Annotated in this window: 22 protein-coding genes and 2 pseudogenes; 12 read left to right on the forward strand and 12 right to left on the reverse strand. The window is 67.1% G+C overall.

The genetic code is table 11. The annotated features are described in order from the left end of the window. The 4 genes from CJ177_RS06560 to CJ177_RS06575 form a co-directional block, all read right to left on the reverse strand. A partial coding sequence (locus tag CJ177_RS06560; RefSeq protein ID WP_257014409.1) for a condensation domain-containing protein occupies positions 1-1,370 on the reverse strand: 1,370 nt, incomplete at its 3' end. A gap of 1 nt (position 1,371) precedes the next feature. Further along, positions 1,372-4,254 (reverse strand): aminodeoxychorismate synthase component I, encoded by a 2,883-nt coding sequence (gene pabB, locus CJ177_RS06565; RefSeq protein ID WP_095867462.1) that lies wholly within the window; start codon positions 4,252-4,254, stop codon positions 1,372-1,374. Positions 4,255-5,285: 1,031 nt separating this feature from the next. Then, the gene (locus tag CJ177_RS06570; protein WP_095867463.1) at positions 5,286-6,320 is read right to left on the reverse strand and encodes an LLM class flavin-dependent oxidoreductase; all 1,035 of its coding nucleotides are present in this window, start codon (positions 6,318-6,320) and stop codon (positions 5,286-5,288) included. Then, the gene (locus CJ177_RS06575; RefSeq protein ID WP_095867464.1) at positions 6,317-6,955 is read right to left on the reverse strand and encodes a TetR/AcrR family transcriptional regulator; all 639 of its coding nucleotides are present in this window, start codon (positions 6,953-6,955) and stop codon (positions 6,317-6,319) included. Before CJ177_RS06575 ends, CJ177_RS06570 begins: the two co-directional genes overlap by 4 nt. A 197-nt stretch (positions 6,956-7,152) precedes the next feature. Here CJ177_RS06575 and CJ177_RS06580 point away from each other — a divergent pair, with 197 nt between their 5' ends. Beyond that, positions 7,153-8,355, forward strand: a complete 1,203-nt coding sequence (locus CJ177_RS06580; protein ID WP_095867465.1) for an NAD(P)/FAD-dependent oxidoreductase — start codon at positions 7,153-7,155, stop codon at positions 8,353-8,355. 585 nt (positions 8,356-8,940) lie between these two features. Here the strand turns inward: CJ177_RS06580 and CJ177_RS06585 are convergent. The 3 genes and pseudogenes from CJ177_RS06585 to CJ177_RS47280 form a co-directional block, all read right to left on the reverse strand. Continuing rightward, positions 8,941-10,023, reverse strand: a complete 1,083-nt coding sequence (locus CJ177_RS06585) for an anti-sigma-D factor RsdA (protein ID WP_095867466.1) — start codon at positions 10,021-10,023, stop codon at positions 8,941-8,943. Then, positions 10,010-10,274, reverse strand: a pseudogene (locus tag CJ177_RS48110) (RNA polymerase subunit sigma); the annotation flags it as partial. The gene CJ177_RS06585 and the pseudogene CJ177_RS48110, both read right to left, overlap by 14 nt. Before the next feature lie 213 nt (positions 10,275-10,487). Further along, entirely contained in the window at positions 10,488-10,652 is a 165-nt protein-coding gene (locus CJ177_RS47280; RefSeq protein ID WP_218835095.1) for a hypothetical protein, read from the reverse strand. A gap of 686 nt (positions 10,653-11,338) precedes the next feature. On the opposite strand from CJ177_RS47280, the gene CJ177_RS06600 reads away from it, so the two are divergent. Next, positions 11,339-11,545 carry a hypothetical protein gene (locus tag CJ177_RS06600; protein ID WP_025432377.1) on the forward strand — a complete coding sequence of 69 codons (207 nt, stop codon included), beginning with the start codon at positions 11,339-11,341 and terminating at the stop codon, positions 11,543-11,545. Here CJ177_RS06600 and CJ177_RS06605 read toward each other — a convergent pair. From CJ177_RS06605 to CJ177_RS06615, 3 genes are all read right to left on the reverse strand, one after another. Next, a complete protein-coding gene (locus CJ177_RS06605; RefSeq protein WP_005240704.1) occupies positions 11,511-12,236 on the reverse strand; it encodes a class I SAM-dependent methyltransferase in 726 nt (241 codons plus the stop codon). The genes CJ177_RS06600 and CJ177_RS06605 overlap by 35 nt on opposite strands. Positions 12,237-12,367: 131 nt before the next feature. After that, entirely contained in the window at positions 12,368-12,775 is a 408-nt protein-coding gene (locus CJ177_RS06610; protein WP_005240705.1) for a hypothetical protein, read from the reverse strand. Between the two features lie 23 nt (positions 12,776-12,798). Continuing rightward, entirely contained in the window at positions 12,799-13,773 is a 975-nt protein-coding gene (locus tag CJ177_RS06615; protein WP_025432378.1) for a GlxA family transcriptional regulator, read from the reverse strand. A gap of 175 nt (positions 13,774-13,948) precedes the next feature. Here CJ177_RS06615 and CJ177_RS06620 point away from each other — a divergent pair, with 175 nt between their 5' ends. From CJ177_RS06620 to CJ177_RS06635, 3 genes are all read left to right on the forward strand, one after another. Then, entirely contained in the window at positions 13,949-14,608 is a 660-nt protein-coding gene (locus CJ177_RS06620) for a TetR/AcrR family transcriptional regulator (RefSeq protein WP_095867468.1), read from the forward strand. Positions 14,609-14,637: 29 nt separating this feature from the next. Next, on the forward strand, positions 14,638-15,831 hold the full coding sequence (locus tag CJ177_RS06625) for a hemerythrin domain-containing protein (RefSeq protein WP_095867469.1): 1,194 nt from the start codon (positions 14,638-14,640) through the stop codon (positions 15,829-15,831). A 751-nt stretch (positions 15,832-16,582) separates the two neighbouring features. Continuing rightward, complete coding sequence (locus tag CJ177_RS06635; protein ID WP_061042968.1) at positions 16,583-16,879, forward strand: MTH1187 family thiamine-binding protein; 297 nt, start codon at positions 16,583-16,585, stop codon at positions 16,877-16,879. A gap of 7 nt (positions 16,880-16,886) precedes the next feature. Here the strand turns inward: CJ177_RS06635 and CJ177_RS06640 are convergent, their stop codons facing one another. Next, complete coding sequence (locus tag CJ177_RS06640) at positions 16,887-17,849, reverse strand: YafY family protein (protein WP_005240711.1); 963 nt, start codon at positions 17,847-17,849, stop codon at positions 16,887-16,889. 89 nt (positions 17,850-17,938) lie between these two features. Here CJ177_RS06640 and CJ177_RS06645 point away from each other — a divergent pair. From CJ177_RS06645 to CJ177_RS06660, 4 genes and pseudogenes are all read left to right on the forward strand, one after another. Beyond that, positions 17,939-18,354 (forward strand): annotated as a pseudogene (locus CJ177_RS06645) (VOC family protein). Further along, positions 18,354-18,959, forward strand: coding sequence for a YdeI family protein (locus CJ177_RS06650; RefSeq protein WP_005240713.1), 606 nt, complete (start codon positions 18,354-18,356; stop codon positions 18,957-18,959). Before CJ177_RS06645 ends, CJ177_RS06650 begins: the two are co-directional and overlap by 1 nt. Before the next feature lie 51 nt (positions 18,960-19,010). Beyond that, a complete protein-coding gene (locus CJ177_RS06655; RefSeq protein ID WP_095867471.1) occupies positions 19,011-19,568 on the forward strand; it encodes a DinB family protein in 558 nt (185 codons plus the stop codon). A 65-nt stretch (positions 19,569-19,633) separates the two neighbouring features. After that, positions 19,634-20,890: a serine hydrolase gene (locus CJ177_RS06660; protein ID WP_005240715.1), complete on the forward strand. Its 1,257-nt coding sequence runs from the start codon at positions 19,634-19,636 to the stop codon at positions 20,888-20,890. Here CJ177_RS06660 and CJ177_RS06665 read toward each other — a convergent pair. Further along, positions 20,887-21,282, reverse strand: a complete 396-nt coding sequence (locus CJ177_RS06665; protein ID WP_095867472.1) for an SRPBCC family protein — start codon at positions 21,280-21,282, stop codon at positions 20,887-20,889. The two genes, CJ177_RS06660 and CJ177_RS06665, sit on opposite strands and share 4 nt — an antisense overlap. 156 nt (positions 21,283-21,438) lie before the next feature. Here CJ177_RS06665 and CJ177_RS06670 point away from each other — a divergent pair, with 156 nt between their 5' ends. The 3 genes from CJ177_RS06670 (at position 21,439) to CJ177_RS06680 (ending at position 24,843) form a co-directional block, all read left to right on the forward strand. Further along, positions 21,439-22,122: a HemK2/MTQ2 family protein methyltransferase gene (locus tag CJ177_RS06670; RefSeq protein ID WP_095867473.1), complete on the forward strand. Its 684-nt coding sequence runs from the start codon at positions 21,439-21,441 to the stop codon at positions 22,120-22,122. Between the two features lie 232 nt (positions 22,123-22,354). Then, entirely contained in the window at positions 22,355-23,701 is a 1,347-nt protein-coding gene (locus CJ177_RS06675) for a pitrilysin family protein (protein ID WP_025432381.1), read from the forward strand. A 35-nt stretch (positions 23,702-23,736) separates the two neighbouring features. Then, positions 23,737-24,843 carry an alcohol dehydrogenase catalytic domain-containing protein gene (locus CJ177_RS06680; RefSeq protein WP_005240719.1) on the forward strand — a complete coding sequence of 369 codons (1,107 nt, stop codon included), beginning with the start codon at positions 23,737-23,739 and terminating at the stop codon, positions 24,841-24,843. The last annotated feature ends 24 nt before the right edge of the window (positions 24,844-24,867 follow it).

The raw sequence follows: 24,867 nt of genomic DNA on the forward strand, positions 1-24,867 counted from the left end.
GCGGGGTGTTCGGGGCCGCCGGTGCGGTCGAGCAGGTTCCGTCGTTCGTCGGCGTCGAGGAGGTCGAGGTCGCCGACCCGACTCCCCGCATCGGCAGAAAGGAAGCGGTCGAGAAAGGACAACAAGCGGTCGTGATGACATTTGAGAATGTCGTCGTCGTACAGGCTCGGGTTGGCTTGGAAGTCGATGTGCGTCGTGGTGCCGCCCACGCTCGGGTAGATGTTCACGAAAAGATCGTCGACGAGCCCGGAGGTCAACACGTGCAGCCGGCCGAGGTGCGGGCCGAGCCGGATCTCTCGGTCGGCCGGCATGATGTTGAGAGTCGGACCAAACGAGCGATTGCGGCTGATGTCCCTGCCGAGATCACGGCAGATGTCCTCACGGCGGTACCGCTGCCGCCGCAGCGCCCCGGTCAACTCGAGCTGGGCGGAGTGGATCAGCGCCCCGATCGTCACGTCCGCGCCCACCTCGAGTTGCAGCGGCACGACATTGGCCAACATCCCACCTGAGCGTCGCAGCGGCGCGGTCGTTCGGGCCGAAACCGGCAGACTGAGTACGATGTCCGATCTGCCTGTCATCCGGCACAGGAAGCCGGCAAGAGCAGCGACCAAGACCGTTGCCGCACTCGAGTTGTGCTTCGTTGCGGCCGAATCGAGCATTGAGGCTACGTCGTGTGACAAGGCCGCGCTGGCCACTCGCGGATGCGCCTCGACGGGCGCCGACCGCCCCGCCAGGCTCGCAGGTTCCGGCAGTCCCGAGGTCCGTTCCGCCCAGTACCGCCGATCCGCCTTGAACCGATCCGAGTTCCGGTAGGCAGCATCGATTTCAACGATCTGTGCGAGGTCCAGCACGCGGAGCGGCGGGGCCTCGACACGGGCAGCTGCGGCCGAGTACAACTCGGCAATACGCTGCATCAGCGTCATGGCGCCGTAGCCGTCGAGGGCGATGTGGTGAACGCGTGAGTACCAGTAGTAGTGCCGGTCGCCGACTCGGAGGATCGCCGAGACTGCGAGCGCATCGTGGAGGAGGTCTATCGGGGTGCTGAACTCGCTGCGCATCCACTGCTGCGCGGCGACGTTCGGGTCGTCCTCCGCGCGAAAGTCGATTCGCGGGATTCCGCTGTCGGAAGAATCGTCGACCAGTTGATACAGCTCACCGTCGTGATCGACCAGGCGTAAGAACCCGGAACCGAACTCCCTGGCCGCCACGCGACTCGTCGCCTCGAGCAAATCGATATCCAACTCGCCGAAGATCTCGACGTATTGCGCGATCGTGATCGGGAGCTCGCCGGCCAGTTGCTGGGCGAACCAGATTCCCTTTTGCGCGGCCGATAAACGGCATGCCTCGGACGGAAGGGCTCCCGAGCGCATTTCAATTCCTGGAGTCGGTGGTGGGACGGCGTCCACGACTCTTCTCCGATCTGCTCTTCGCACCAGGAGGCGTGCAAGGGTTGGGCTCGGGCCCGACCTCGGCGTGCTGGAGTTGCATGGATGTCCGCGCGCACGTGGTGTAGGCCGCGTCTCCTGCCTGATCGAAATGTGTTGCCACGTTGGCGAAGAACTTGTTCTCGTCGAGTAGTGCGAGCACTGTCGTGTAGCGGTCGGGACGGTGCTCGACGACGAGGCTGCCGCCCGCGTGCAGGAGCCGTGCGGCCGCAACAATCGTTTGCCGGGCGAGCTTCAGCCCATCTGTGTCGCTGACCAAGGCCCGTCGGCGGTACTCGCCGCACTGTGAGGGAAGGTCTTCGTCGTCGGGAATGCACGGTGGGCGGGCGAGGACCAGATCGGCCGTTCCGGCAAGGCCGGACAGTAGATTGGGCGTGCTGACGGCGCTTTCGTGAAGCACGATCGGGCTCTCGCCGAGGCGGATCTGACGTTCGATGTTGCGTCGCGCCACGTTCAGGGCTGTCGGATCCGCATCCACGGCATGTACACCGGCATCGGCTCGGGCATGCGCGATTGCCAGGGCGATTGCTCCCGAACCGGTGCACAGATCCACGACCACTGGAGTCGTGACATGTGAAATATCGGCGAGGGCCTCGGCAAGTACAAGTTCGGTGCTGGCCCTGGGTGCTGGCACACCGGGGCAGACCCACACTTCTACACCGCCCAGTTCGGCCCGCGAGAGTCGGCGCCTAGCTCGATCGATGGCGTCACTCGAGGTCTGCGGACCAACGCTGTGGGCGAGGGCGGGGGATCTGCCTGCGCTGATCGTGAGGGCCCTGCGCATGGCGGCCGCCTTGACCAGGGTCTCGGTGAACTCTTCGTCGGGGTCGGATAATGCGACGATGGCGCCCCCGATCCCGAAGCTCACTGTCCCGTTTCGGGACACCATGGTTCGGATGACGATGCTGAGGTCGGCGGTGCCGTTGATGGACAGCCAGCCGAGGGCGCCCGAGTACACACCTCGCGGCCCCTCCTCCAGCCGATCGATGATTTCCATGGTGCGTATCTTCGGTGCTCCGGTCATCGAGCCACCCGGGAAGCAGGCGCGCACACACGCGACTGCAGTCGCGTCGCTGCGCAGGGTCCCCCGCACCGTCGACACGAGTTGGTGGACCGGTGCGTAGGTTTCGACGTCGAACAATCGCGGTACGTGCACCGAACCGGGAGTGCAGACCCGTGAGAGATCGTTGCGCACGAGGTCGACGATCATGAGGTTCTCGGCCCGGTCCTTCTCGCTCGTCAGCAGGTCCTGGCGGAGCGCGTCGTCCGTCGCAGCGGTTGCTCCGCGCGGCCGGGTGCCCTTGATCGGCTTGGACTCCACTACCCGGTCGGCGTCCACGCGCAGAAACCTCTCGGGGGAGGCGCTGAGTATGTCCGCAGCCTCGAACCTCAGGAGTGCTGCGTAGGGCACTGGAGTGATCGATCGGAGGTAGGCGAAGGTTTCGACGGGGTCTATCTCGACATCGATCTGGGCGTGGTTCGTCAGGCACACTTCGTACGTTTCGCCGACCCGAATGTTCTCCAAACAGGTACGGATCTTGTCGAGGTAGGTTTCACGGTTGTGGCGCAGCGTCATGCGTGGGTCTGCCGCCGACCTGATGAGCGGCCGCGCGGGAAGCGCATCGTCGGTCGTGACGGGCAATCGGTTGATTACCTGGGCCGTACGGCGCATCCAGTCGCGGGTTTCGGGTTCGTGGGCGTGCCCGCTGAGCGCCAGCAGGTAGCAGCTGCCGTCGACGTGGTCGATCACGACTGCGCGGTCGGCGAAGACCAGGGCAGCGTCCGGTGTGTCCGCGGAGTGTTGCGCATTGCCGTCGGCTTCGGCCTTCAACTCGTAGCCCAGGTAGCCCACGTAACCCAGATTGAACGAGAACGGCAGGTCCGGCGATGGCGGCACAGCGCGGGCCCGCAACTGTTCGTCGAGATAGTCGAAGAATCGCACGCGTCGTGTGCCGGCAGGAACGCCGGAACGGTGCACCAGGACGGTGCCGTCCGCAACGTCGTACGTGATGTACTCGGCGCGTGGGCCAGATGCGTCGCCCATGATGGTGAAGCGGGCGTCCGACTCCACTGTGGAGCTGCCGTCGAGCCAAAAACTGTTGGGGCCGTCTGCGAACAGGCGCTCATACACCGTCTGTGGGTCGACTCGCCGATCTATCCGCCGTGTTTCCACCACGTATGGCGATAAGGTCCGCGGCCGACGTCGAGGCTTCGGTGCGGATCCCTTCCGGCGGGTCGGGGTGAGGTCACGGAAGTTGGCGAGGAGTTCATGTCCATGATCGGTGCAGACCGACTCCGGATGAAATTGCACCCCCCACAGCGGGCGCTGGCGGTGCCTTACCCCCATGAGGATACCGTCGGATGTCCACGCAGTTGGCTCCAGCTCGGCGGGGAGATCTTCGACGGCGAGAGAGTGGTACCGGACGACCGACAGGGGCGAGGGGAGGCCCGCGAACAATTCTCTTCCGTCGTGGAATACCTCTGAGTTGCGACCGTGCCTCGGCTCTGGTGCCAAGACGACATGCGCACCGAACAGTTGGCATAAACCCTGATGGCCGAGGCACACGCCTAGTGTCGGAAGCCCGCCCTGCAGAATGGCCCGCGAGCTGATGCCGAAGTCGCGTTCGCTTGCTGGGCGACCGGGCCCCGGAGAGATCACGATATTGTCGAACTCGGTCAGTTCGATCGCACGCCAGTCGACGTCGTTGCGCACCACCGTCGGCGGGCACCCGTTGACCTCGCTGAGAAAGCTGTAGAGGTTGTATGTGAAGGAGTCGTAATTGTCGATCAACAACGTCTTGGTGAACATCGTTTGCCCGGTTCTCGGCGTGTGAGGGATGCGACACTGCGGTGTCACTCGCCGGTGCACCGACGTGAAGAGGTCCCTCGAACTTATTGCAGGAGCTTCGTCTGAGCGCGCACCACCCGTGGCGCCTCCGGCACGGGGAAAGCTCGTGTGATTCATTGACTGGGGGCGTTGCCACCAAGACCTCTCGACGTGGCGGCCCCGTTGGGAGGCTCCGCCGACCTGAGGAAAACTGACCGGCTCCGCCTGAGTGCCGGCGATGCCCGCTCGTGCTTTCTTGGTGACGAGCCGGCCGGGGGACAACTGGGACCTTGTACCGTCGATCCGGTGGGCCTGGTGGACATGATCAATCCTTAGGAGGGCTATTTAGCCTGTCTATCAACGCAACCCGCCCAGGCCCCGACACGCCGCGCGATGCGCGCACTCCACCTTAAGTCACGAAAGTCTGTGGATACAAGGGCACCCATCCGGTCGTAATCCACAGAGCAAATGGTCGGTTCTATCCGCGGAGGGTGGCGGTGTGACCTGGAGCCTCCAGTCCACGAAAGTGATTGCGTCTCTTGGACTCAGCGTTGATGTGTCGAGTGTAATGATCATGAGGACGGAACGGCCGACCGCGACGATGGCGGGCGCGTTTCCCCGTTTCGCCGGTTGGGGACGGCGCAGCCGGGGATTGCATCGGCATGAAGCTTTCTGTACCTCGTGCGCGGTGGTATCGCCTGGCGGCAACTGCCGATCGAGTTCCCCCGGCCGGGACGGTGTACGCGGTCTTCGCCCGCTTCAGTCGAGCGGCGAGGACCTGGTGGGGGAGTGGGCGAGGTTGCGGGCACCAGCGGAGGTCGGGCGAGATCCGCAACAGTCACGTCGTCGAGGCGGAAGAGAGCGAAGAGACCGTGCAACCCTCGGGACCGTTGAGAGGCGAGATGTAGAGTCTTCCATAATTTGCCGATGACGATTGGTACGTCGATTACCTATCTGAACGCGAACTGTCCCAACAGCTTCCGTTCTCGGCGTTGCGCGAGCGGGCGGTAATGTCAGGGGTGTGGGCGCATGGTTTCGAGCATGTAGTCGAGTTCGGCGATGGTGCGGTGGGGTGGGAGGGTGAGGATGGGCATCTCGGCGCCTGCGGTGTACCAGTGCTGGAGCTGGTCTCGAGCGGTGTCGGGTGTGCCCCGGACGGTGAGCTCGTCGAGCAGATCCTGGGCTGCGGCTGGCACGTCGGTGGTGTCGTGGGTCGGGTTGCCGGCGAGCACGGCCTCGACCTGGCGGTGGTATCCCCGTTCGCTCAGCGAGCGGCGGTAGAGCGAGCCCATGCTGGTGAGGTAGAACGTGATCCACCAGGACGCGATCTCGCGGGCGGTTGCATGCTCGGCCGCGACGGCGGTGGGGATGGCCGGGCACACCAAGGGGCGTGTTGTGCGGCCGTTTCGGGCGCCCGCTTGCTGGAGCAGCTCGATTCCGTGGGGCAGCCACGACCGGGGGACCAAGAAGGGCGTCCAGCCGTCGGCCAGTTCGCCGGCGAGTTGGATGGATTTGTTGCCGAGTGCGGCGAGGTAGATCGGCAGGCCGGTGCGCGGGGCGACACCGAGTCGCAGGGGTCGTTGGTCGTGGGTTGCCGTCGGGCGAACCCGGTCGCCGTCGAGCAGTCGACGGACCTGTGCGGTGGCCGCGCGCAGCTTGGCGACCGGTGCGGTGAACGATTGGTCGTGCAGTCCTTCGACGAGCTGTGGACTGCTTGCGCCCAAGCCGAGGACGAACCGGCCGTGTGAGACCTGGTCGAGGCTGGTGGCGAGCATCGCGAGGGTGCCGGCGGTGCGGCCCCAGACGCTGAGCACACCGGTACCGATGGTGATTCGTTCGGTCTTGGTGGCGATTTCGGTGAGCAGGACGGCGGCATCCTGGCTCCACCCTTCGGCGAGGAAGAACCCGTCATAGCCGAGATCTTCGGCGCGGCGGGCGACGTGCAGTATCACCTCACGGCGCGTTTCGAGCGGGGTCACGCAGATACCGAGGCCGCGCCGGGTAACGCTGACGCCGGAGGCGAGGTTGTCGGCTGTGTGGGTGCTCATGCGCGGGTTGCCGTCCGTTCTGGTGTCGATGCTCCACTCGACAGGCGCGTGCGCACCGCGAGGCGGGCGCGGTCGAGATAGCGCGTGTCGGCGAAGAGATGGAAATATGAGTTGGCCGCCAGCAGTGTGCCTTCCAGCTCGAACGCGAGCTGGGCCGGATCGGTGTCGGTGCGCAACTCACCGGATTGCTGTGCGTCGCGTGCCGCCTGCGCGAGTGTCCCCATCCACTGGCGCTGGCACTCGGTGACGGCGTCGCGGACCGGGCCCGGCGTCTTGCCGTCGAACTCGGCCATCGCGGCGGCGAAGAAGCATCCCCCTGGAAAGACTCCCCGTTCGACATACGACAGGAACGACTCACAGAGGGCGGTGAGGCGTCGTATGCCCGGACCCGACCCGAGTGCCGGTGTGACCACCTCGCGCACGTAACGCCGGCGCGCGACCTCGATGGTGGCCAGCTGGAGGTCTTGCTTGGACCCGAAGTGGGCGAACAGCCCGCTCTTGCTCATCCCGGTCAGGCTCGCGAGATGCCCGATGGTGAGTCCGTCGAGACCGTCGACCGATGCGACGTCGGCGGCCGTGTCCAGCACGGTCTCCCGTGTCTTGGCCCCTGGGGTCGTGTTCCGCTTCTGTGCCATGAACTCATCCTAGTACAGCACGAACGATCGTGCTATCTTTGTTTTCAGTCGGCATTCGGGCCGGCCCGAAGAAGAAGGGGTCAGTGATGCCGTTCGTCAACATCAAGGTCGTCAAGGGAGTGTTCTCGCACTCGCTGCGGGGCAGCCAGTCGGCTAGCGATGCGCGAGATACGGGATTTCTGGTCGAGTGAGGCGTGATGTTCGACGTGATTGTGGTGGGCGCCCGGTGTGCAGGCGCGTCGTTGGCGATGCTTCTGGCGCGCGGCGGTCACCGTGTCGCGGTGGTCGATCGAGCGTCGTTTCCCAGCGACACCATGTCCACACATTTCCTGTGGCAACGTGCCGCGTTCCGACTGCGGGACTGGGGGTTGCTCGATCGGTTGCACGCCCGCGGCTGCGCACCGATCGAGCAGATCACCTTCGACGTCGGCCCGGTGCAGATGTCGGGTATCGGGCCGGGCGTCGAGGGGCAGACGGCCGCCTACTGCCCGCGGCGGACCGTTCTCGACACGGTGCTGGTCGAGGCAGCCGTCGAGGCGGGTGCCGAACTGATCGACGGCGTCGTCGTCGACGACGTGGTGTGGACGGATGGTCGCGTATCGGGCGTGCGCGGCCGTCGCAAAAGTGGCGGCGGCTCGTTGTCGTTGCGGGCACCGCTGGTCGTCGGGGCCGATGGTCTGCACTCGACCGTCGCGCGGCGAGTCGCTGCTCATGCCTACAACTACCATCCGCCGCTGACGTGCGTGTACTACTCCTATTGGAGTGGCCTCGGCGATGTGCGCGCGTCGTTCCACGCCAGAACCGGCCAGCTGATCCTGGTCTGGCCCACCAACGACGGGCTCACCTGCATCTACGTCGGTTGGCCCCGCCGGGAATTTGCGCGCGTCCGCACAGACCTCGACCGAAGCTTTCACGCCGCCCTCGATCTGGTGCCAGGACTGCGTGACACGGTCGCCTCCGGCCACCGCGAACAACGTTTCGTCGGTACCGCCGACCTACCCAACCAGTACCGAACGTCGGTCGGGCCGGGCTGGGCGCTGCTCGGCGATGCCGGCCACCACAAGGACCCCTCCACGGGGATGGGCATCGCCGATGCGTTCCTCAGCGCCGACCTGCTCGCGGAGGCCATCCACAGCGCGCGCGCCGGCCGTCCCGTCGACGACGCACTCGGCGACTACCAACGTCAGCGCGACCAGCTCACCGCCAACGGCTTCGAACTAGCGCTCAGCACGGCCCGCCTCGCGCCGCTCTCGAACGACCTCACGGCGTTCTACAGAGCGGCCGCGGCCCAACCGGAGGTCGTCGAACAGATCTTCGGCGTCCTCGGCGGATCGGTGCCCATCCGAGACGTCTACTCTGCGCCGAACATCGCGTCGGTCCTCGCGCAAACCAACGCATGAACGCACATTCCTCTCGCGTGGTCGATCGCGGAAACCGAGAGGCTGTGAAGAGGATCGGAAGCCGTCTCGGACTCCTGTGGTCGTCCATTCCGGGTGCGCTGATGCAGCGACACTCCGAGCGCTTCGTGGGCCGAGGCGAGGACCCGGGGCCGACCACTACCAGGCGCGGAGCTCACAAGCCGGTCCCGACGCTGTCCTCGACCGTGTTCCAGCCGAGGCGCCCACGACCGTGACCCTCGCCGGTGGGCAGCGCAGGGCGTCGGGGTCCTCGCCAGGCGGTGGCGGCGCCTCGAGCGCGTGCAGCCGGATCAACGCCTCGACCAGCGGCTTCGCACCCTTCCCAACGGACGCTCCGCAATGTATGTCTTACCTGTTCAGGGGCCTTGTGTCCGATGCCCTCGAAGATCAGCCTCAGTTCCAGAATCCATGTATCTCATGACATACGGATTCTGGAGAACATGGGCTTTCGAGATCCTGCAGGTGTTGAGATGGCGGGGCGAACGGGACGCCCGCGATGTTCACGAATCAGGAAGTGCACAGTGTTTTTGGGGTGTGCCGTGTCGCGCGTCGATCCGAAGGTGTTCCTCAGCTGGTCGGGAGCGGCGCCGAGGAAGGCTCCTGCGGTGGCTGGGTGGGCGGCTGTGTGGTCGGGTAGTCCGATGGCAGAGGCGGGGGCGGCTGTGTGGTCGGGTAGTCCGATGGCAGAGGCGGGGGCGGTTGTGTGGTCGGGTTGTCGGAAGGGACAGGCAGGGGCGGCTGCGGAGGCGGGACCATCGTGATGGTGGGTTCAGGGCTGGTGGACGGCAAGGTCTCGGGCGGGAGCGTGAGTGTCGTCGTGGGTAGCGGCGGCAGTGAAGTGGGCGGCAGTCCGGGAATCTGCAGGTCCGTGGGCAGGGTTCCCGGCAACTGCTCGACTCCCGGCGTCGTCGTGGAACCGGGTGTCCCCGGCGCGGTGGCCGGCAACTCGATGGTCTGCGTCGGCGTGTCGGTGGTGGTGGTACCGGGCGTCGTCGTCGCCGGCGGCGTGGTGGGAGCGATCTTCTCGACCTCCGCCGCGAGCTTCGCACGCCACACGTCGAGTTCGTTGCGCATGTCGGCGTCACGCACCCCGCCGGCACGGCCTGCGGCGCCCTCGAGCAGGTTCTTCGCCGCCTCCGCGTCGCCCGCGGCGATCAGCCGCTCGGCCTCCTGCAGCTGGGACGTGGTGTCGATCTGCGCGACGGTCGAATCGGCCTGCTGGCTGAACACGACCGACTTGACGCTCCACAGCGGATCGCCGGGTGCGGCGTTGTACGAGAAGATGGTGGCGCCACCCATGACGACCGCGATCGCGGCGGCAGCGCCTGCGATGGGTCGCAACAAGCGGAGCTTGCCGCGGGCAGCGCTGCGTGCGGAACGGGCGTCGGAGGCGTCGATCGCCGCGATCACGTCGTCGAGCAGCGGCCCGGTCGGCATCGGCGTCGCCACGATGTCGGCGCGCCAATTGGTCAGCAGAAGCGCGAGCTCGTACTGCTCCGGCGAATCCGTCGCGACGGGACCGCCACCGGCGATCGCGTCGATCAGCGCGTCGTCGCGGCGCACTGCCGCGACGTTCACCGGTGCGTCGTCTCCTGGGAGATCGGCATCGGGATTGCCGTTGCGCTTGTTGCCCCTGGCCAAACCTCTCACCTGCCCTCGTCACCCGCGAAGGCTCGTGTCGAGCCACGCGGACAGCTCCCGCTACTACCCACGGCCGCGGCCGTCTCCTCGGCTGACATACCGACCACGAGGCGGAGGATCGAGATCTCCCGGTGCTTTTCCGGCAGCGTGCTCAGCAGTTCGTTCATCTGCTTGCGCGCTTCCGAGTCCAGCGCCCTCTGTTCGGGTCCGTCATCGTCGGCTACGTCATCTAGTACGTCGGCGACGGGCTTCGACTTGTTACCGCATGTCAGAGAAGAGCGACAAGAAATCGGAGCCCTCCACGTCGATTGTGGGTTTCCCGGTGTCGGTCCGCACGCAGTCGGTTGCCGCACGACCACGCCCGTCGTATGTGGGCCGACCCCGGCGCACTCGGGCGGTCCTGAGGCCCTGGGCCGGGGTCGACGTTTTGCGAGGGCATTGCTTCTTGGGGGTGGAAGATCCTCCTGGTTGGATTATCCCACCAGCGGCCGGTACTCGGCGAGGCTCAACAGTTGCCACACCTCATGCGCTTCCCCACGCGCGGTCGCGTCGTCCGGCGTGGCCAGTTCGTGGTTCGCTGACCTCCCGGCCTGGCCGATGGTCCATGCGGCGACGACTGTGCTGGTGGCGGGCACCATCTCCGTCGCCTACACGTTCTTTCTGTCGACGTTCTCCGTCGTTCGCTGTGTCTATCCCATCTGTCTGCGCCACGGCCTCACGACTGCGTACGACACCGTCGTTCTTCGCGGGTTGCGCCGACGAACGACGGTATATCTGGCGGTGACCCCGTCCGTGCCGCTCGTCGGGGTGCTTGCCGGCTTCAGCACCTCGAGTCTGCGGAGCTTCCCCTCGTGCGCGATTCGGTCCTGGGCTTGTGCGCGGCCTCCGGGCTCGCGTTCGTCGCCGTGCAATGGTTGTACCGGAAGCTCGATGCCGACGTGCGCGTGCTGGAGCGGGTGGTCTAGCGCAGCCGTTCGATCCCGATGAGTGCCCTGGAGTTACGCTGGTGGTGCCCACATTCGTCTGCGCACGCAAGAAGCCGCCGGCACCTGACGGTGTCAGCGGCTTCGCTTCCTTTTCCAGGCGCGCTACGCAATGTAGGTCCGACCCGGTCGGGGGTGACGGTGCCCGCCAGTGCGCCTCTCGGCAAGTGGTCGCTCGAAGCGACAATTTTCAATGTGGTACCCGGGGCATCGGGTCGAACACCGTCGAGTGTGTCAACGGTTCGCGGTGCTGCGGTATTCCCTTCCCTGAAGGGCATCCTTCAGAGGTGCGCTTCGGCCCGTCGGCGCGCAGACTGGAACCAGGAGGTCAGGAGGTCGTCATGCGATTACTACGGGGCCTGCTCGACGTGGTGCTGGGCATCCTCACGGCCATTCTCGGCACGGTGCTGGGCATCGTCGCGGCGGTGGTATGGCTTGTCGGTGGGGTGCTCTGCGTGACAGTCATCCTGCTTCCTCTGGGCCTTCCCGTGGTGAGGCTGGCGCGCCGCCTCTTCACCCTCGCCAGGAAGCTGATGCATCTTCCCTGACGCGCAGTGTGAAGAAGATGAACGGCGCCTCACGGCTGAGCCGCTCGAAGTGTTCGGGGGAGCGATCGCGCACCGCCGCAGCGGGCCGCGGCTCCGAGATACGTTCGACGGTGAATCCCGCTGCGGTGAATGCGTCGAACATGGCGTGCAACGGCCTGTGCCAGAACTTCATGTGGAACGTCTCGCCGGACTTCACCCAGTCCTCGGTGAACTCGTACGTTCCGAGATAATCGCCCTGCCCGGCAAGCCTGAAGTCCACGAACGGGTGATGGGTCGAGATGACGACGTACCCGCCTGGCGCGAGTACCCGGCGGAACTCGGTCAACGGTCTCGACCAATCGTGGACGTAGTGCATCACCAACGACGCGACGACGACATCGAAGGTCGATGACCGGATGGGTAACTGCCGGTTGAGATCCGCCCGGATCAACGACACGTCGGGACCCAGGCGCGTTCGGGCGATCGCGAGCAGACCCGTGCTGAGATCGATGCCGGTGACGGCAGCACCGGCGGCGACGAGTGCGCGCGACAGCGCACCGCTGCCGCAGCCCGCATCCAGCACTTTCCGGCCTGCGACGTCGCCGACCAGCGCCAAGGTCGCGGGTCGCTCGTACAACGCGTTGTACACGTTGTTCCCGATGTCGGCGTCATACGCCGACGCGTACGTGTCGTAGTCGTTGAAGGTTGCCACGGTGTGATCATTGCGGATCGGCGCTACCGTTGTGCCCCGACCGCCGCGGTAGCCCTGGTGCCGCGCGGGGCATTCTGCAATGCGACCGGACTCATCAGCCGGTGGCGATGTCAGAGTTGCCAGGTGGGGAGTCAATGCGCCCCGACGTATTCCTCCCTGCGATGCAGCATGGCCACTGCCATCGCGGGGAGCATCAGCACATGGCCGGCGAGCATCAGGCCGTCGCCGGAGAGCAGGCCGAGCCAGAGCGGCGGGAACAGCACGACGAACGCGAGATACATCGCCAGCCCCATCTCGGCGATCGCCGGCCACGAATGCCGCCGCCAGGCCATCCATGCCGTCATCCCGGCGGTCATCGAGGTGGCCATCAGCAACGCATGCACTTCGACGTGCGCGTCGTCGCCGACAAGCATCGACAGGGGCGCGAACACGGCCATTCCGGCCAGCATCGCGAGAAGCATCTGCAGGTAGTGGACGACGAACGCGCGGTTGGTGAGGGCGGCACGCCACGTGGGGCGTGCCGAATCGACGGTGCTCACGACCTTCTCCTTGCACAGTGGGGTCAGGATGCGGTGGCGGCGAAGTGCCGCCGGTAGTGGTCGGGTGCGACACCGAGACGTCGCAGGAATGCCCGGCGCATCGTTTCGGGTGAGCCGAAGCCGCATCGGGTGGCGGCCTCGGTGACGAGGACGGGTTCGGACTCCAGAAGTCTCCGCGCTGCGTCGACCCGAACCTGCTCGACATACTCCGCGGGTGGTCGTCCGAGCTCACGGGTGAACTCGCGGGTGAAGTGACGCACGCTCATGTCGACCCGCCGAGCCAGCTCAGGCACCCGCAGGTCGGCGCCGGGTTCGGCGTGGATGAGGTCTTGCGCTGCCCGCACCGAGGGGCGTCGCGCCGGGGGATCCCATGTCGGCGCTGCGAATTGGCTCTGCCCGCCGGGGCGGCGCACGAACACCAGCAGCTCGCGGGCGATCCGCTGGGCGAGGTCGGGCCCGTGGTCGGCCTCGACGAGGGCGAGCGCGAGATCGATTCCGGCCGTCACCCCGCCGGAGGTCCACACCCGGCCCTGCCGCACGTACATTGCGTCCTCGTGGACGTCGACCGCCGGGTGCTCGGCGGCGAGCTGCCCGGCCCAGCGCCAATGCGTCGTGGCCGCAAGCCCGTCGAGCAGGCCTGCCGCCGCGAGGGGAAATGCCCCCGTGCACACCGACACCACGCGCTCGGCACGCGGTGCGGCACGTTGCAGCCAGGCGACGAACTCGGGGGCATCTCGCGCGGCCCGCCGCACGCCGAACCCACCGGGGACCAGCAGCGTGCCGATCGGCCCACGCTCGGGAAGGCATTCGGTGGCCACCAGGCCGAGGCCGCTGTCCGCGCGCACCGGACCGACCTCGGCGGCGGCGAGCCTGGTCGAATAGCCGCTCGCGCCACCGTCGCGGGTGAGCAGTGCGCCGGCAACGGAGAACACCTCGTGCGGTCCGACCACGTCGAGGGGCTGGTAGCCGGGGGTCAGGGCGACGAGCACGTCGTTCATGTATCCATCGTGCGCAGGCCGAAGCCATGGCGTCAATGACGGGTATCCCTCGGATTCGGCCATGGTGTGGTGTCCACGGATAGCCACTTCGGAGGAGCGAAGCGTGCTGACGTGCCCGCCCGGAAATCGCTTGAACAGTGTTGTATTGAAAACTTGTGCGTTCTAATATTGGGGTATGGCGACGGTCGAGTACGACTCTGCGGAGCCGGGCGGATCTGGGAGCCGGCGGTACCGCTCTCCGCTGCGTCGGATGCAGGCAGCTCAGACGCGGGCGGTCGTACTGGAGGCCGCCACCCGGCTGTTCGCCGAGCACGGCTGGGTCGCCACCGGGATGAGGGATGTCGCGCGGGCCGCGGCGGTTTCCGTCGAAACCGTCTACACGACGTTCGGATCCAAGGCGGACCTGTTGAAGTCGGCGCTCGAGGTCGCCATCGTCGGCGATGACGCACAGGTGCCGTTGGCCGACAGGCCCGTTTACACGGCGATCGGTACGGGGCGCACGACCGGCGACCGCATCGAGATGGGTGCGCGCATGATCGCCATGATCAACGAGCGCATCTACCGCCTGGCCATGGCAATCCGCCAGGGTGCGACGGCGGATGCCACGCTCGCAGCGGTGGCCGCCGACCTGGAGGGGCAGCGCAGGCGCTCGGTCGCCGACGTCGCAAACCTGATCATGGGCCACCACCCCGAGCCTGGTCAGGTCGACGAACTGTGGGTGCAAACCCACGATCAGGTCTATGCCCTGCTCGTGGACGAATGCGGTTGGAGTCGCGTCCGCTACGAGTCATGGCTGATCGACCGCATCGCAGAAATCTTCGACCGCCCGGTGTGACATACGGGCACCATTGTCTGGAGTAGGTCATGACAACCGATACTCGGCCTCCCGCCGACACTCGCATCATGCGCATCGTCCACAGCGCGCTGCGCCGCGATATTGCGCGCGCCGCGCAGGTGCTGCGCACAACACCTCCGCCCGCGCAGACTCAGCGGGTCGCCCTCGCCGATCATCTCGTGTGGATGATGCATTTCCTGCACCTGCACCACAGCGGCGAGGACCGTGGACTGTGGCCGCTGGTTCGCGAGTTGAACCCGGCCGCCGGAGCACTGCTCGACGCGATGGACGCCGACCACACGCGAATCGGCCCCGAGATGGAGCGGGTCACCGCTGCGGCAACCGAGTACCGTGTGCATCCGGCTGCCCGAGAAGACCTTTCGCGTTCCCTCGCCGCTCTCGAACAGGTTCTGCTGCCGCACCTGCAGCGCGAAGAGGACGAGATGATGCCGGTCGTCGCCCGCACCCTGACCTGTCGTCAGTGGGACGACGTGGAGCAGCAGGTCTTCATCGCCTCGAAGACCAAGCGGGAGCTGGGGATCGAAGCGCACTGGATCGTCGACGGTGTCGATCGGGAAGACTACGACGTCACCGTTCGCAAAGTGGATCCCGCCACCCGGTTCATGCTGCTCCATGCGTTCAAGCGACCCTATCGGCGGGCATGCGCCGCTCGGTGGGGCGCCGACCTCGACGTGAGCCCCCGGCTCCACCAGCCAGTCCGCACCGAGGGCTCGGCAGAACTGTGGATCGATATCCCGGCCCGGCAGCTGTACGACGCGGTCGCCGACGTCACCCGCATCAGCGAACGGAGCCCCGAGTGCCGCAGCTGCGCGTGGCTACCGGGACGGTCGCCGGGGACCGTGGGCGCCCGATTCCGGGGGCACAACCGCGCACATCACATGCGCTGGTCCCGGGTCTGCGAGGTGACCGCCGCCGATCCGGGGAGGAAGTTCGAGTTCCACACGGTGTCGGATCGGCGCAACCCGCTGTACCACGACTCGACCACCTGGTCATACACATTCAGAGCGGACGGCGACGGGACCCGGGTGACGCACGCGTATCGGATCGACGTACTGCCGTACCGCCCGCTGCTCTCGCTCTACTCACGCCTGCAGCCGCAGCACCGGGACATGCGGCCGCAGATGCAGCAGAATCTCGAGGCGCTGCGGCTGCAGGCGCGCGCCGGCACGCTTAGCGGGTCGTCCCTGCCCCGAACGGCCTAGTGCCCCTTACTCACTGCTATCTGCAGGTGGGGCGTCAGGGTTGCGGTGAGTCATGCTGTGGTCGGCCAGGGTCGGGCGCTTGTCGGCGGGTGCGGATTCTCTTGCTTCGCTACTGTCGCAGCCGCGCGCTTCGGCGGAGACCTGGTGCTCCCAGTACGCATCCGATCGTGCCCGTGGTGCCCACGGAACTCCCATGCGAAGTCCTCTCTGTGCGTGTGGCTGGAGGAGATCGCTCTTCCTGTCACGTAGATCGCGCGGGTGGCGGCTTGTCGCGCCACTGCCGAGCCTCCTGGGTGTCTTTCCTTTGTACGCCTCGGCAGTGAGTTCTGTCGTGCACAGCGGACCGGGTCGGTGACTTTGCGGCTCGGCTATTGGGCGAATTGGGCGTATCGGCCGGCGCGCTCGAGCTCGGGTTCATTGCCTTATCCGGATATGCGGGGTAGACCTGAGGTACGGATCCACGGCAGACCAAGGTCGAACCGGAAGAGAAGATTCCACCTCTCGGTCGTGGCACCCAGCACGAGTTGTAGGCACCCACGCAAAAAGCACAGCCCACTAACTGGGCTCAGCGCGGCGGGCTTGCGTCAGACGGGGGGATGTCCGACGCCGAGGCCACATTTCACCCCGCGCAACCATGCAGCTTGGTAACCAGACGTTCGTGCTCGCGGGCGGCGTCCCCTTGATCAGGGGCGCCGTCCGACGTGTGTCTGTGGAACGCCGCGAAGTTTCGATGCCCGGAGAAGGAGAGCGCATGCTGGTGGCATTCAGCGTCAGCCCGATGGGCGGGGACTCCGACAGCGTCGGTGCCGCGGTCGCCGCGGCCGTGCGGGTGGTCCGCGAATCCGGGCTGTCCAACGAGACCACGTCGATGTTCACCACCGTCGAGGGTGAGTGGGACGAGGTGATGGCCGTCGTGAAGCGTGCGACGGACGTTCTGCTGGAACAGTTTCCGCGGGTCAGTCTCGTTCTCAAAGCGGATATCCGGCCGGGTCGCAGAGATCAGCTGCGAACGAAGGTCGAGACGGTGGAGCGCTACCTGACCGACTGACGCTCAGTCAGGCTCCCCGACCGTGCTCGCCGGGATACCGGCGGGCGAGTTCCTCGCCGATCCGGGCGAGCTCGGCCCGGACCGATCGCGGTTCGAGCACCTCGACCGTCGAACCCCAGCCGGCGAGGTTCCGGGCGATATCCAATGGGGTCGGGGCGGCGAGGCGGATCCGGGCGCGACCGTCGTCGTCCTCACCGTCCGGGTGGCAGTGCCGCCCGAAGTGATCGCGCAGGATCGGCACGAATCTGGTGTCGATGAGCACGGTCGCCCAGGTCGTCGAGCGACGCTGTTCCACCTCGCCGACCACTTCGTCCCACGCCGCGGCGAGTGTGAAGTCGTCGGGGCGCTCGGCGGGCTGCTCGGTCGATTCGGCGTGGACGATCCGGTCGACTCGGAAGGTCCGCCGGCCCCGTTCGGTCCCGGCGAGGAGATACCAGATGTCGTCTTTGTCGACGAGACCCCACGGGTCGACCAGTCGCTCGGACCGTTGCCGGGCGCTGTTCGTGTAGGTCAGGCGAACTTTCCGCCGCCGGATCACGGCGGCCTGCAGCAGGTCGACCATCTCGGGCCTGCGGCGATCGCGTTCGCCCCAGCGGGTGGGATCGATCATGGTGGCGCTGGCGGCGGCCTCGGCGTCGGCCCGGAAGGTCTGCGGCAGCGCCCGCACGAGTTTGCGCAGCGCGGCCTTGGCCTCGCCCGAGACGGCGGCCGCCGGGCCGACCAGCAGGAACAGCGCCTGTGCCTCGGTCGCGGACAACCCGCTGAGGTCGGTGCGAGCGCCGCCCACGAGCGACCATCCTCCGCCGCGCCCGGACTGCGGATACACCGGGATGCCGGCGGCGGACAGCGCTTCCAGGTCACGGCGGGCGGTGGCGACGGACACCTCGAGTTCGTCGGCCACTTCGGCGGCGGTCACCCGACCTCGGGACTGCATCAGCAGGAGGGTGGCGACGAGTCGGTCAGCGCGCATGTCTCGAGTTTCCCTCGGAAAGTGCTCAATTGGTGAGCACTTTGGGTCGGAGGATGGGTGTTGTCACCGACCGAGGAGAGGAACCACCCATGTTGCGAGGACTCACCACCGTCAACTTCTACGCCGACGACCTCACGGCCGCCCAGGCCTGGTACACCGAACTGCTCGGAATCGAGCCGTACTTCGTGCGCTCGGTGGAGGGGGCGCCCGCCTACATCGAATTCCGGATCGGCGACTACCAGCACGAACTCGGCATCATCGACAGCCGTTTCGCGACGCCCGACCGGTCACGCGAAGCCGAGAACACGATGACCTACTGGCACGTCGACGATCTGGAGGCGAGCGTCGAGCGGCTGCTGTCCCTGGGGGCCGCCCTGCACGGAAAGCCAGTCGAACACGGGCCGGGATTCGTCACCGCGTCCGTGGCCGACCCGTTCGGGAACATCCTCGGCGTCATGTTCAACCAGCCTACCTGGACATTCTGGCTGCACAGGCAGGCGCGTGATGGACACCCACGACGTGAACACCGTCGTCGCTCGCACGACCGCGCAATGGCGTGCCTGGCTTTCGGAGAACTGCCGGACCGAGAAGGAGGTCTGGCTGATCATCCACCACAAGGACAGCGGAACGCCGAGCCTGCGATACCACGAGGCGATCGAGCAGGCCCTGTGCTTCGGGTGGATCGACGGCCTGCACCGCAGACGAGACGCCGGCAGTTCTCAACTGCGCTTCACGCCGCGCACCCCGCGCAGCACCTGGAGCGCGGTGAACCGGCGGCGCGCGGCGGACATGATCGAGCAGGGACTGATGACCGAGCACGGTTACGCCGCCATCGATCTGGCCAAGGCCAAGGGGACCTGGGAGAACACGGCGAACGGGGACAGCTCGGTCGTCCCCGGCGATCTGCGGGCAGCGTTCGGGCGAAACGACGCTGCACGCGCGAACTTCGACAAGTTTCCGCCGTCTTCGACACGGCTGATCCTGGAGTGGATAGCGTCAGCCAAGAAGCCGGACACGAGGCAGCGGCGGATCGAGCGGACGGTCGCGCTGGCGGCGATGAACCTCCGGGCCAATCATCCGGGGGTCCGGGTCCCGGACGGTGTGCGGTAGCCGTCCCGAAACCACTGTCCCGATCGGCGACAACGAGAGGGGAGTCAGGACATGGACTGGCCGCACGAACTTGCCGACCAGCTCAGCTGGCACTGGGAGCATCAGTTGCGTTCCCGGCTGGAGGGGTTGACCGACGAGGAGTATTTCTGGGAACCCGCGCCCGACGGCTGGAGTGTGCGCCCGCGCGGGGAGTCGCAGGCGCCGGTCCAGGCCGGAAGTGGCGCGTTCACCATCGACTTCGCCTTCCCCGAACCGGACCCGCCACCGGTCACCACCATCGCGTGGCGGCTCGGGCATGTGATCGTCGGCGTCTTCGGGGTGCGGATCGCCAGTCACTTCGGCGGGCCGCCGGTCGACTATCCGACGTTCGAGTACGCCGGCACCGCGGCTGAGGCGCTCGCGCAACTCGACGAGAACTATGCGGCCTGGTCTGCGGGTGTCCGAAACCTCGGAGTCGAGGGGTTCGCCCGGCCGTGCGGCCCCAACGAGGGGCCGTTCGCGGATTATCCGATGGCGGCGCTGGTGTTGCACATCAACCGGGAGGTCATCCATCACGGCGCCGAGGTGGCGCTGCTCCGCGATCTCTATCTGCGCCGGCCGGTAATCTGACCGGAATCCTGGCCGGCTCCACGGTTTTCACCCCCAGCGGCCGCCCGCATCTGCCAAGCTCGGGTATGACACCGAATCGGCGGGTTCTCCTGTTGACGTGCGTCCTCGCTCTCCTGGCCGCGTGCACGTCGAACACCTCGTCCTCCGATTCTTCCTCCTCGGACGCGAGCAACGGTTCTGCCGTCTCGTCGGCCGACCCGGCGCAGGCCGACGCGGTGATGAAGATCGTGCGCGACACCATGGCGGAGAGCCACCTGAAGGCGGTGATCGTGCGTGTCACGGTCGACGGCAAGGAGATCGTCACCCAGGCGCTCGGCGAGTCGATGACCGGGGTGCCCGCCACCACCGACATGCACTTCCGCAACGGAGCCGTCGCCATCTCCTACGTCTCCACGCTGCTGCTCCAGCTCGTCGACGAGAAGAAGGTGAGCCTCGACGACACGGTGTCGAAGTGGTTGCCCGACATTCCGCACGCCGACCGCGTGACGCTCCGTCAGCTCGCCCAGATGACCTCGGGCTACGTCGACTACGTCATCGGCAACACCGAATTCGCCGAGGCCCTCTACGCGGCGCCGTTCCGCAACTGGACGCCTGAGGAACTCTTGGCGTTCGCGACGTCGAAGCCGCTTCTGTACGAACCCGGGACCAACTGGAACTACGCCCACACCAACTACGTCATCCTCGGGTTGGCTCTCGAGAAGATCACCGGTCAGCCGGTGACGGAACTGATGCAGGACAAGGTGCTCGGTCCGCTCGGCCTCGACGACACCACGGATCCGGGGACGGCGGCGATCACCGAACCCGTCCTGCACGCGTTCTCGTCCGAGCGGCGCGAGGCCCTGCACATCCCGCCCGGTGCGCCGTTCTACGAGGAATCCACATACTGGAACCCGTCCTGGACCATCACCCACGGAGCCATCCAGACCACGAACATCTACGACCTCCACGACACGGCCGTTGCCATCGGCACGGGCGAACTTCTCACGCCCGAGTCCTACGAGGCCATGGTGTCGACCGACCTTCGCGGCAAGACGACCACCCTGCCCGGCTGCACCACCTGCTTTCCGCAGTCGGAGGACTACACCTACGGGCTCGGACTGCCGATCGTGGGCAACTGGCTGATGCAGAATCCGCTGTTCAGCGGATCCGCGGCGGCGGAGGCCTATCTGCCCTCGCAGAAGATCGCCATCGCCGTCGCCGTCACCTACGAGGAGGCCGCCTTCGACGACACGGGGGCCTACAAGAACGAGGCCGACAGGCTGTTCCGGAAGATCGGCGCTCAACTCGCTCCGGACGACGCGCCGCCGATGGCCGTCAGCTAGCGTTCGCCCGCGACGCGAGCGAGTCGACGGACGAGAGTCCGCACCACCGGGCCGTAGGTGACTCCGAGCAGAGAGTCGAGGGGGCCGGGAGCGGACATCGTCATCGTGATCCGCGAGCCGGCACCGCGGGCCTCGACGGCGTGATCGAGCGTCATCGGTCCCACCCGCCAGGTCCAGGAACGGCCCGGTGTCGTGGCCGAGATCGATGCGGGAACAGGCACGATCCAGAGCAGTCGCGCCGCTCCACGCCTCCCGGCTTGAACCTCGGGGGACCCGAGACCCCACGCGCCGCGCACGTGCGGCGCCCACTCGGGCCAGCGCGAGGGCCGAGCGACGAGGGCCCACGCGACGTCCACCGGCGCGTCGGAATCAGCTGAGAAGGAATGCGGCACGGCAAAGGAATACCCGGTTTCGCCCCCTGCAGACAGCGCAGATGCGGCTCGGGGAGGGGCCGGACGTGAACACCGGGTGAATTGGCCCGTGTCGAGTTGCGTGTAACTCGAGGTACTGGCCACGCTTGTAGGGAACGGCGAGGGAGGGAGCCGATCATGCTCGTTCGTCTGCCCGGGGTGTATCGCCCCCAGCGTGACACCTGGCTGCTCGCCGAGGTGCTGGCGGCCCGACATCTCGGACCGGGCACCCGAGTGCTCGATCTCTGCTGTGGCACAGGGGTGTTGAGCGTCGAGGCGTGTGCCGCGGGGGCGGGGTGGGTGACTGCGGTGGACGTGTCGCGCCGGGCCGCGATCAGTACCTGGCTCAACGCCAAACTGAACCGCCGGACGATCCGCGTCGTGCGAGGCGACCTGGTGGACTCCGTCCGGACTCTTCGCTTCGACGTGGTCGTGGCCAACCCGCCCTACGCGCCTGCGACGAACGACGACAGACCGGGCCGGGTACTCGCGCGGGCCTGGGATGCGGGCGTCGACGGGCGCGCCGTGCTCGATCGGATCTGCAGCGAAACCCCCGACCTTCTCGCTCCCGGCGGCACCCTGCTCCTCGTCCAGTCGACGCTCAACGGGGTGGACAAGACACGGGCGATGCTGGAGGAGCGGGGACTGCGGGTGGACGTGGTCGCGTCGGAGGACGTGCCGTTCGGTCCCGCCCTCTCGTCCCGCACGAGGATGCTGGAGGCGCGGGAGATGATCCGGCCGGGACAGCGCACCGAGCGCATCGCGGTGCTGACGGCGACCGACCTCCGGTCCGGCGACGCCCCACGCCGACCCGGACGCTGACTCCGGCGTCCGACTGTTCTCGCCACGGCACTGGTTGAGTGGTTCACGTGGTTCGTCGCAACCCGGGACACAATGCCGAGGATCGTGTCGTTCGCGCTGTGGCCGTCCTCGGGAACAGCGAGCTGATCGGGCTCGCAACCACATCGTCGACGCTCGTGAACGACGGCCGGGTGCCGCGTGTAAAGTTTGCCGTTCGACGACGCCCAGCTTTCGAGGACTGCTGAACCACTACATGGCCAAGATCGATCGCAGCCGCACTGCCGCACTGACCCAAGCGCCGACCCTCCACGAGCCGGATGCCGGCGTCCGGCGCACCGTGCTCCCCGGCGGGCTCCGGGTGGTCACCGAATACGTCCCCGGTGTCCGATCCGCGTCCGTGGGCGTCTGGGTGGGTGTCGGATCACGCGACGAGCAACCCACCGTCGCCGGGGCCGCGCACTTCCTCGAGCATCTCCTGTTCAAGGCCACGCCGTCGCGCAGCGCCCTCGACATCGCGCAGGTGATGGACGGCGTCGGCGGCGAGCTCAACGCGTTCACGTCCAAGGAACACACCTGTTTCTACGCGCACGTGCTCGACGACGACCTGCCCCTCGCCATCGACCTCGTCAGTGACGTCGTCCTGCGTGGCCGTTGCCGGTCCGCCGACGTCGACGTGGAACGCCAGGTGGTGCTCGAAGAGATCTCGATGCGCGACGACGACCCGGAAGACCTCCTCGGCGACGCGTTCCTGACCGCGCTCTACGGCGACCATCCCGTCGGCAGGCCCGTCATCGGCAGCGTCGAATCCATCGAATCGATGACCCGCACCCAACTCCACTCGTTCCACGTGCGGCGCTACACGCCGCCGCGCATGGTGGTGGCCGTCGCCGGCAACGTGGAGCACGAACCGACGGTCGAGCTGGTCCGGCGCGCGTTCGCCGGGCACCTCGAAGCGGCGTCCGAACCCGCCCCCCGACGCGCAGGCACCCTGCGCCTGCGGACGGAGCCGACGCTCAGCCTGACCAACAGGGACAGCGAACAGGTCCACCTCTCCCTCGGGGTGCGCGCGTTCGGGCGGCACGAGTCGCACCGCTGGGCGCTGTCGGTGCTCAACGCCGCGGTCGGTGGCGGACTCAGTTCCCGGCTCTTCCAGGAAGTGCGGGAGATCCGGGGCCTCGCGTATTCCGTGTACTCGGGCATCGACACGTTCTCCGACACGGGTGCGTTCTCGATCTACGCCGGGTGCCAGCCCGAGAACCTCGGCGAGGTCACTACGGTGATCCGGGAGGTGCTGTCGAACGTGGCCGCCGAAGGCATCACCGACGCCGAGTGCGCCCGCGCCAAGGGATCGCTGCGGGGCGGACTGGTTCTGGGACTGGAGGATTCGGGTTCCCGAATGCACCGCATCGGTCGCAGTGAGCTCAACTACGGCAATCACCGCAGCATCACCGAAACCCTGAGCAAGATCGACGCGGTCACCACCGACGAGGTGCGCGACGTCGCGCGAGTCCTGCTGCAGCGTCCGTTCGGCGCCGCCGTCGTCGGACCGTATCGTCGCAAGCGTGACCTGCCGGCCTCGGTGCGCGGCATCGTCCGGTAACGAGGATTCGCCGACAACAAGAGGAGAAGCCCGAGATGAAGATCCGTGGAGCGGTACTCGAGGAGATCGGGAGAACGCGCCCGTTCGCCGAGTCGGCACCGATCTCGATCTCCGAACTCGACCTCGACGCGCCCGGCGAGGGCGAGATCCTCGTCCGGATCGAAGCGGCGGGTCTGTGCCATTCCGACCTGTCCGTCGTCGACGGCAACCGGGTGCGCCCGGTCCCGATGCTGCTCGGGCACGAGGCCGCGGGGCGGATCACCCAGCTCGGAGCCGGGGTCGACGACGTCACGGTCGGACAGCGTGTGGTCATGACGTTCCTTCCCCGCTGCGGTGAGTGTGAGGGCTGCGCCACCGACGGCCGCATGCCGTGCGTGCCGGGGACCAGTGCGAACAACGACGGAACCCTGCTCGACGGGGGAGCGCGACTGCACCGCGGCGGCGACCCCGTGCACCACCACCTCGGGGTGTCCGGATTCGCGACGCACGCGGTCGTCAACCGCCGCTCGGTCGTTCCCGTCGGCGACGACGTCCCCGCCGATGTGGCGGCCGTGCTCGGATGCGCCGTCCTCACCGGCGGCGGTGCCGTCCTCAACGCGGGCGATCCGCAACCCGGCCAGGCCGTGATGGTCGTCGGGCTCGGTGGAGTGGGGATGGCCGCGATCCTGACGGCGGTCTCCCGGGGCGCCGGCGAGGTGATCGGCGTCGACGCCGTCCCCGAGAAGCTGCAGACCGCACGCGAACTCGGCGCGACGGCCGCCTACACCCCCGCGGAGCTCGAGGAAGCCGGTATCCGGGCGCCCATCGTCATCGAGGCCGCGGGGAACGCGCGCGCATTCGAATCGGCTGTTCGCGCAACCGCTCCCGGTGGCAAGACGATCACCGTCGGCTTGCCGTCGCCCGACGCGCGGTCGTCGATCTCCCCGCTCACCCTGGTGGCCGAGGCCCGCACGATCATCGGCAGCTACCTCGGGTCGGCGGTGCCGTCCCGGGACATCCCGATCTACGAGGACCTCTGGCGCGCCGGGAAGCTTCCCGTGGAGAAACTCATCTCCTCCCGCATCACCCTCGACGACATCAACCGCGGCATGGACGAACTCGCCGACGGAAAGGCGATCCGGCAGATCATCGTGTTCGACTGACCCGGCGGGCCGGTCGCGGGCAGA

Source organism: Rhodococcus sp. ACPA1, assembly GCF_002300195.1.
GTDB lineage: Bacteria > Actinomycetota > Actinomycetes > Mycobacteriales > Mycobacteriaceae > Rhodococcus_F > Rhodococcus_F opacus.

What these genes read in the sequence shown, in the direction of transcription:
- CJ177_RS06655 (WP_095867471.1), top strand. Translation starts at nt 19,011, where the DNA reads ATGGACTGGCCGCACGAACTTGCCGACCAGCTCAGCTGGCACTGGGAG.
- CJ177_RS06675 (WP_025432381.1), top strand. Translation starts at nt 22,355, where the DNA reads ATGGCCAAGATCGATCGCAGCCGCACTGCCGCACTGACCCAAGCGCCG.
- pabB (WP_095867462.1), bottom strand. Translation starts at nt 4,254, where the DNA reads ATGTTCACCAAGACGTTGTTGATCGACAATTACGACTCCTTCACATAC.
- CJ177_RS06635 (WP_061042968.1), top strand. Translation starts at nt 16,583, where the DNA reads ATGCTGGTGGCATTCAGCGTCAGCCCGATGGGCGGGGACTCCGACAGC.
- CJ177_RS06615 (WP_025432378.1), bottom strand. Translation starts at nt 13,773, where the DNA reads ATGAACGACGTGCTCGTCGCCCTGACCCCCGGCTACCAGCCCCTCGAC.
- CJ177_RS06650 (WP_005240713.1), top strand. Translation starts at nt 18,354, where the DNA reads ATGGACACCCACGACGTGAACACCGTCGTCGCTCGCACGACCGCGCAA.
- CJ177_RS06570 (WP_095867463.1), bottom strand. Translation starts at nt 6,320, where the DNA reads ATGAGCACCCACACAGCCGACAACCTCGCCTCCGGCGTCAGCGTTACC.
- CJ177_RS06660 (WP_005240715.1), top strand. Translation starts at nt 19,634, where the DNA reads ATGACACCGAATCGGCGGGTTCTCCTGTTGACGTGCGTCCTCGCTCTC.
- CJ177_RS06580 (WP_095867465.1), top strand. Translation starts at nt 7,153, where the DNA reads ATGTTCGACGTGATTGTGGTGGGCGCCCGGTGTGCAGGCGCGTCGTTG.
- CJ177_RS06620 (WP_095867468.1), top strand. Translation starts at nt 13,949, where the DNA reads ATGGCGACGGTCGAGTACGACTCTGCGGAGCCGGGCGGATCTGGGAGC.
- CJ177_RS06680 (WP_005240719.1), top strand. Translation starts at nt 23,737, where the DNA reads ATGAAGATCCGTGGAGCGGTACTCGAGGAGATCGGGAGAACGCGCCCG.
- CJ177_RS47280 (WP_218835095.1), bottom strand. Translation starts at nt 10,652, where the DNA reads ATGGTGCCCGCCACCAGCACAGTCGTCGCCGCATGGACCATCGGCCAG.
- CJ177_RS06600 (WP_025432377.1), top strand. Translation starts at nt 11,339, where the DNA reads ATGCGATTACTACGGGGCCTGCTCGACGTGGTGCTGGGCATCCTCACG.
- CJ177_RS06640 (WP_005240711.1), bottom strand. Translation starts at nt 17,849, where the DNA reads ATGCGCGCTGACCGACTCGTCGCCACCCTCCTGCTGATGCAGTCCCGA.
- CJ177_RS06670 (WP_095867473.1), top strand. Translation starts at nt 21,439, where the DNA reads ATGCTCGTTCGTCTGCCCGGGGTGTATCGCCCCCAGCGTGACACCTGG.
- CJ177_RS06625 (WP_095867469.1), top strand. Translation starts at nt 14,638, where the DNA reads ATGACAACCGATACTCGGCCTCCCGCCGACACTCGCATCATGCGCATC.
- CJ177_RS06575 (WP_095867464.1), bottom strand. Translation starts at nt 6,955, where the DNA reads ATGGCACAGAAGCGGAACACGACCCCAGGGGCCAAGACACGGGAGACC.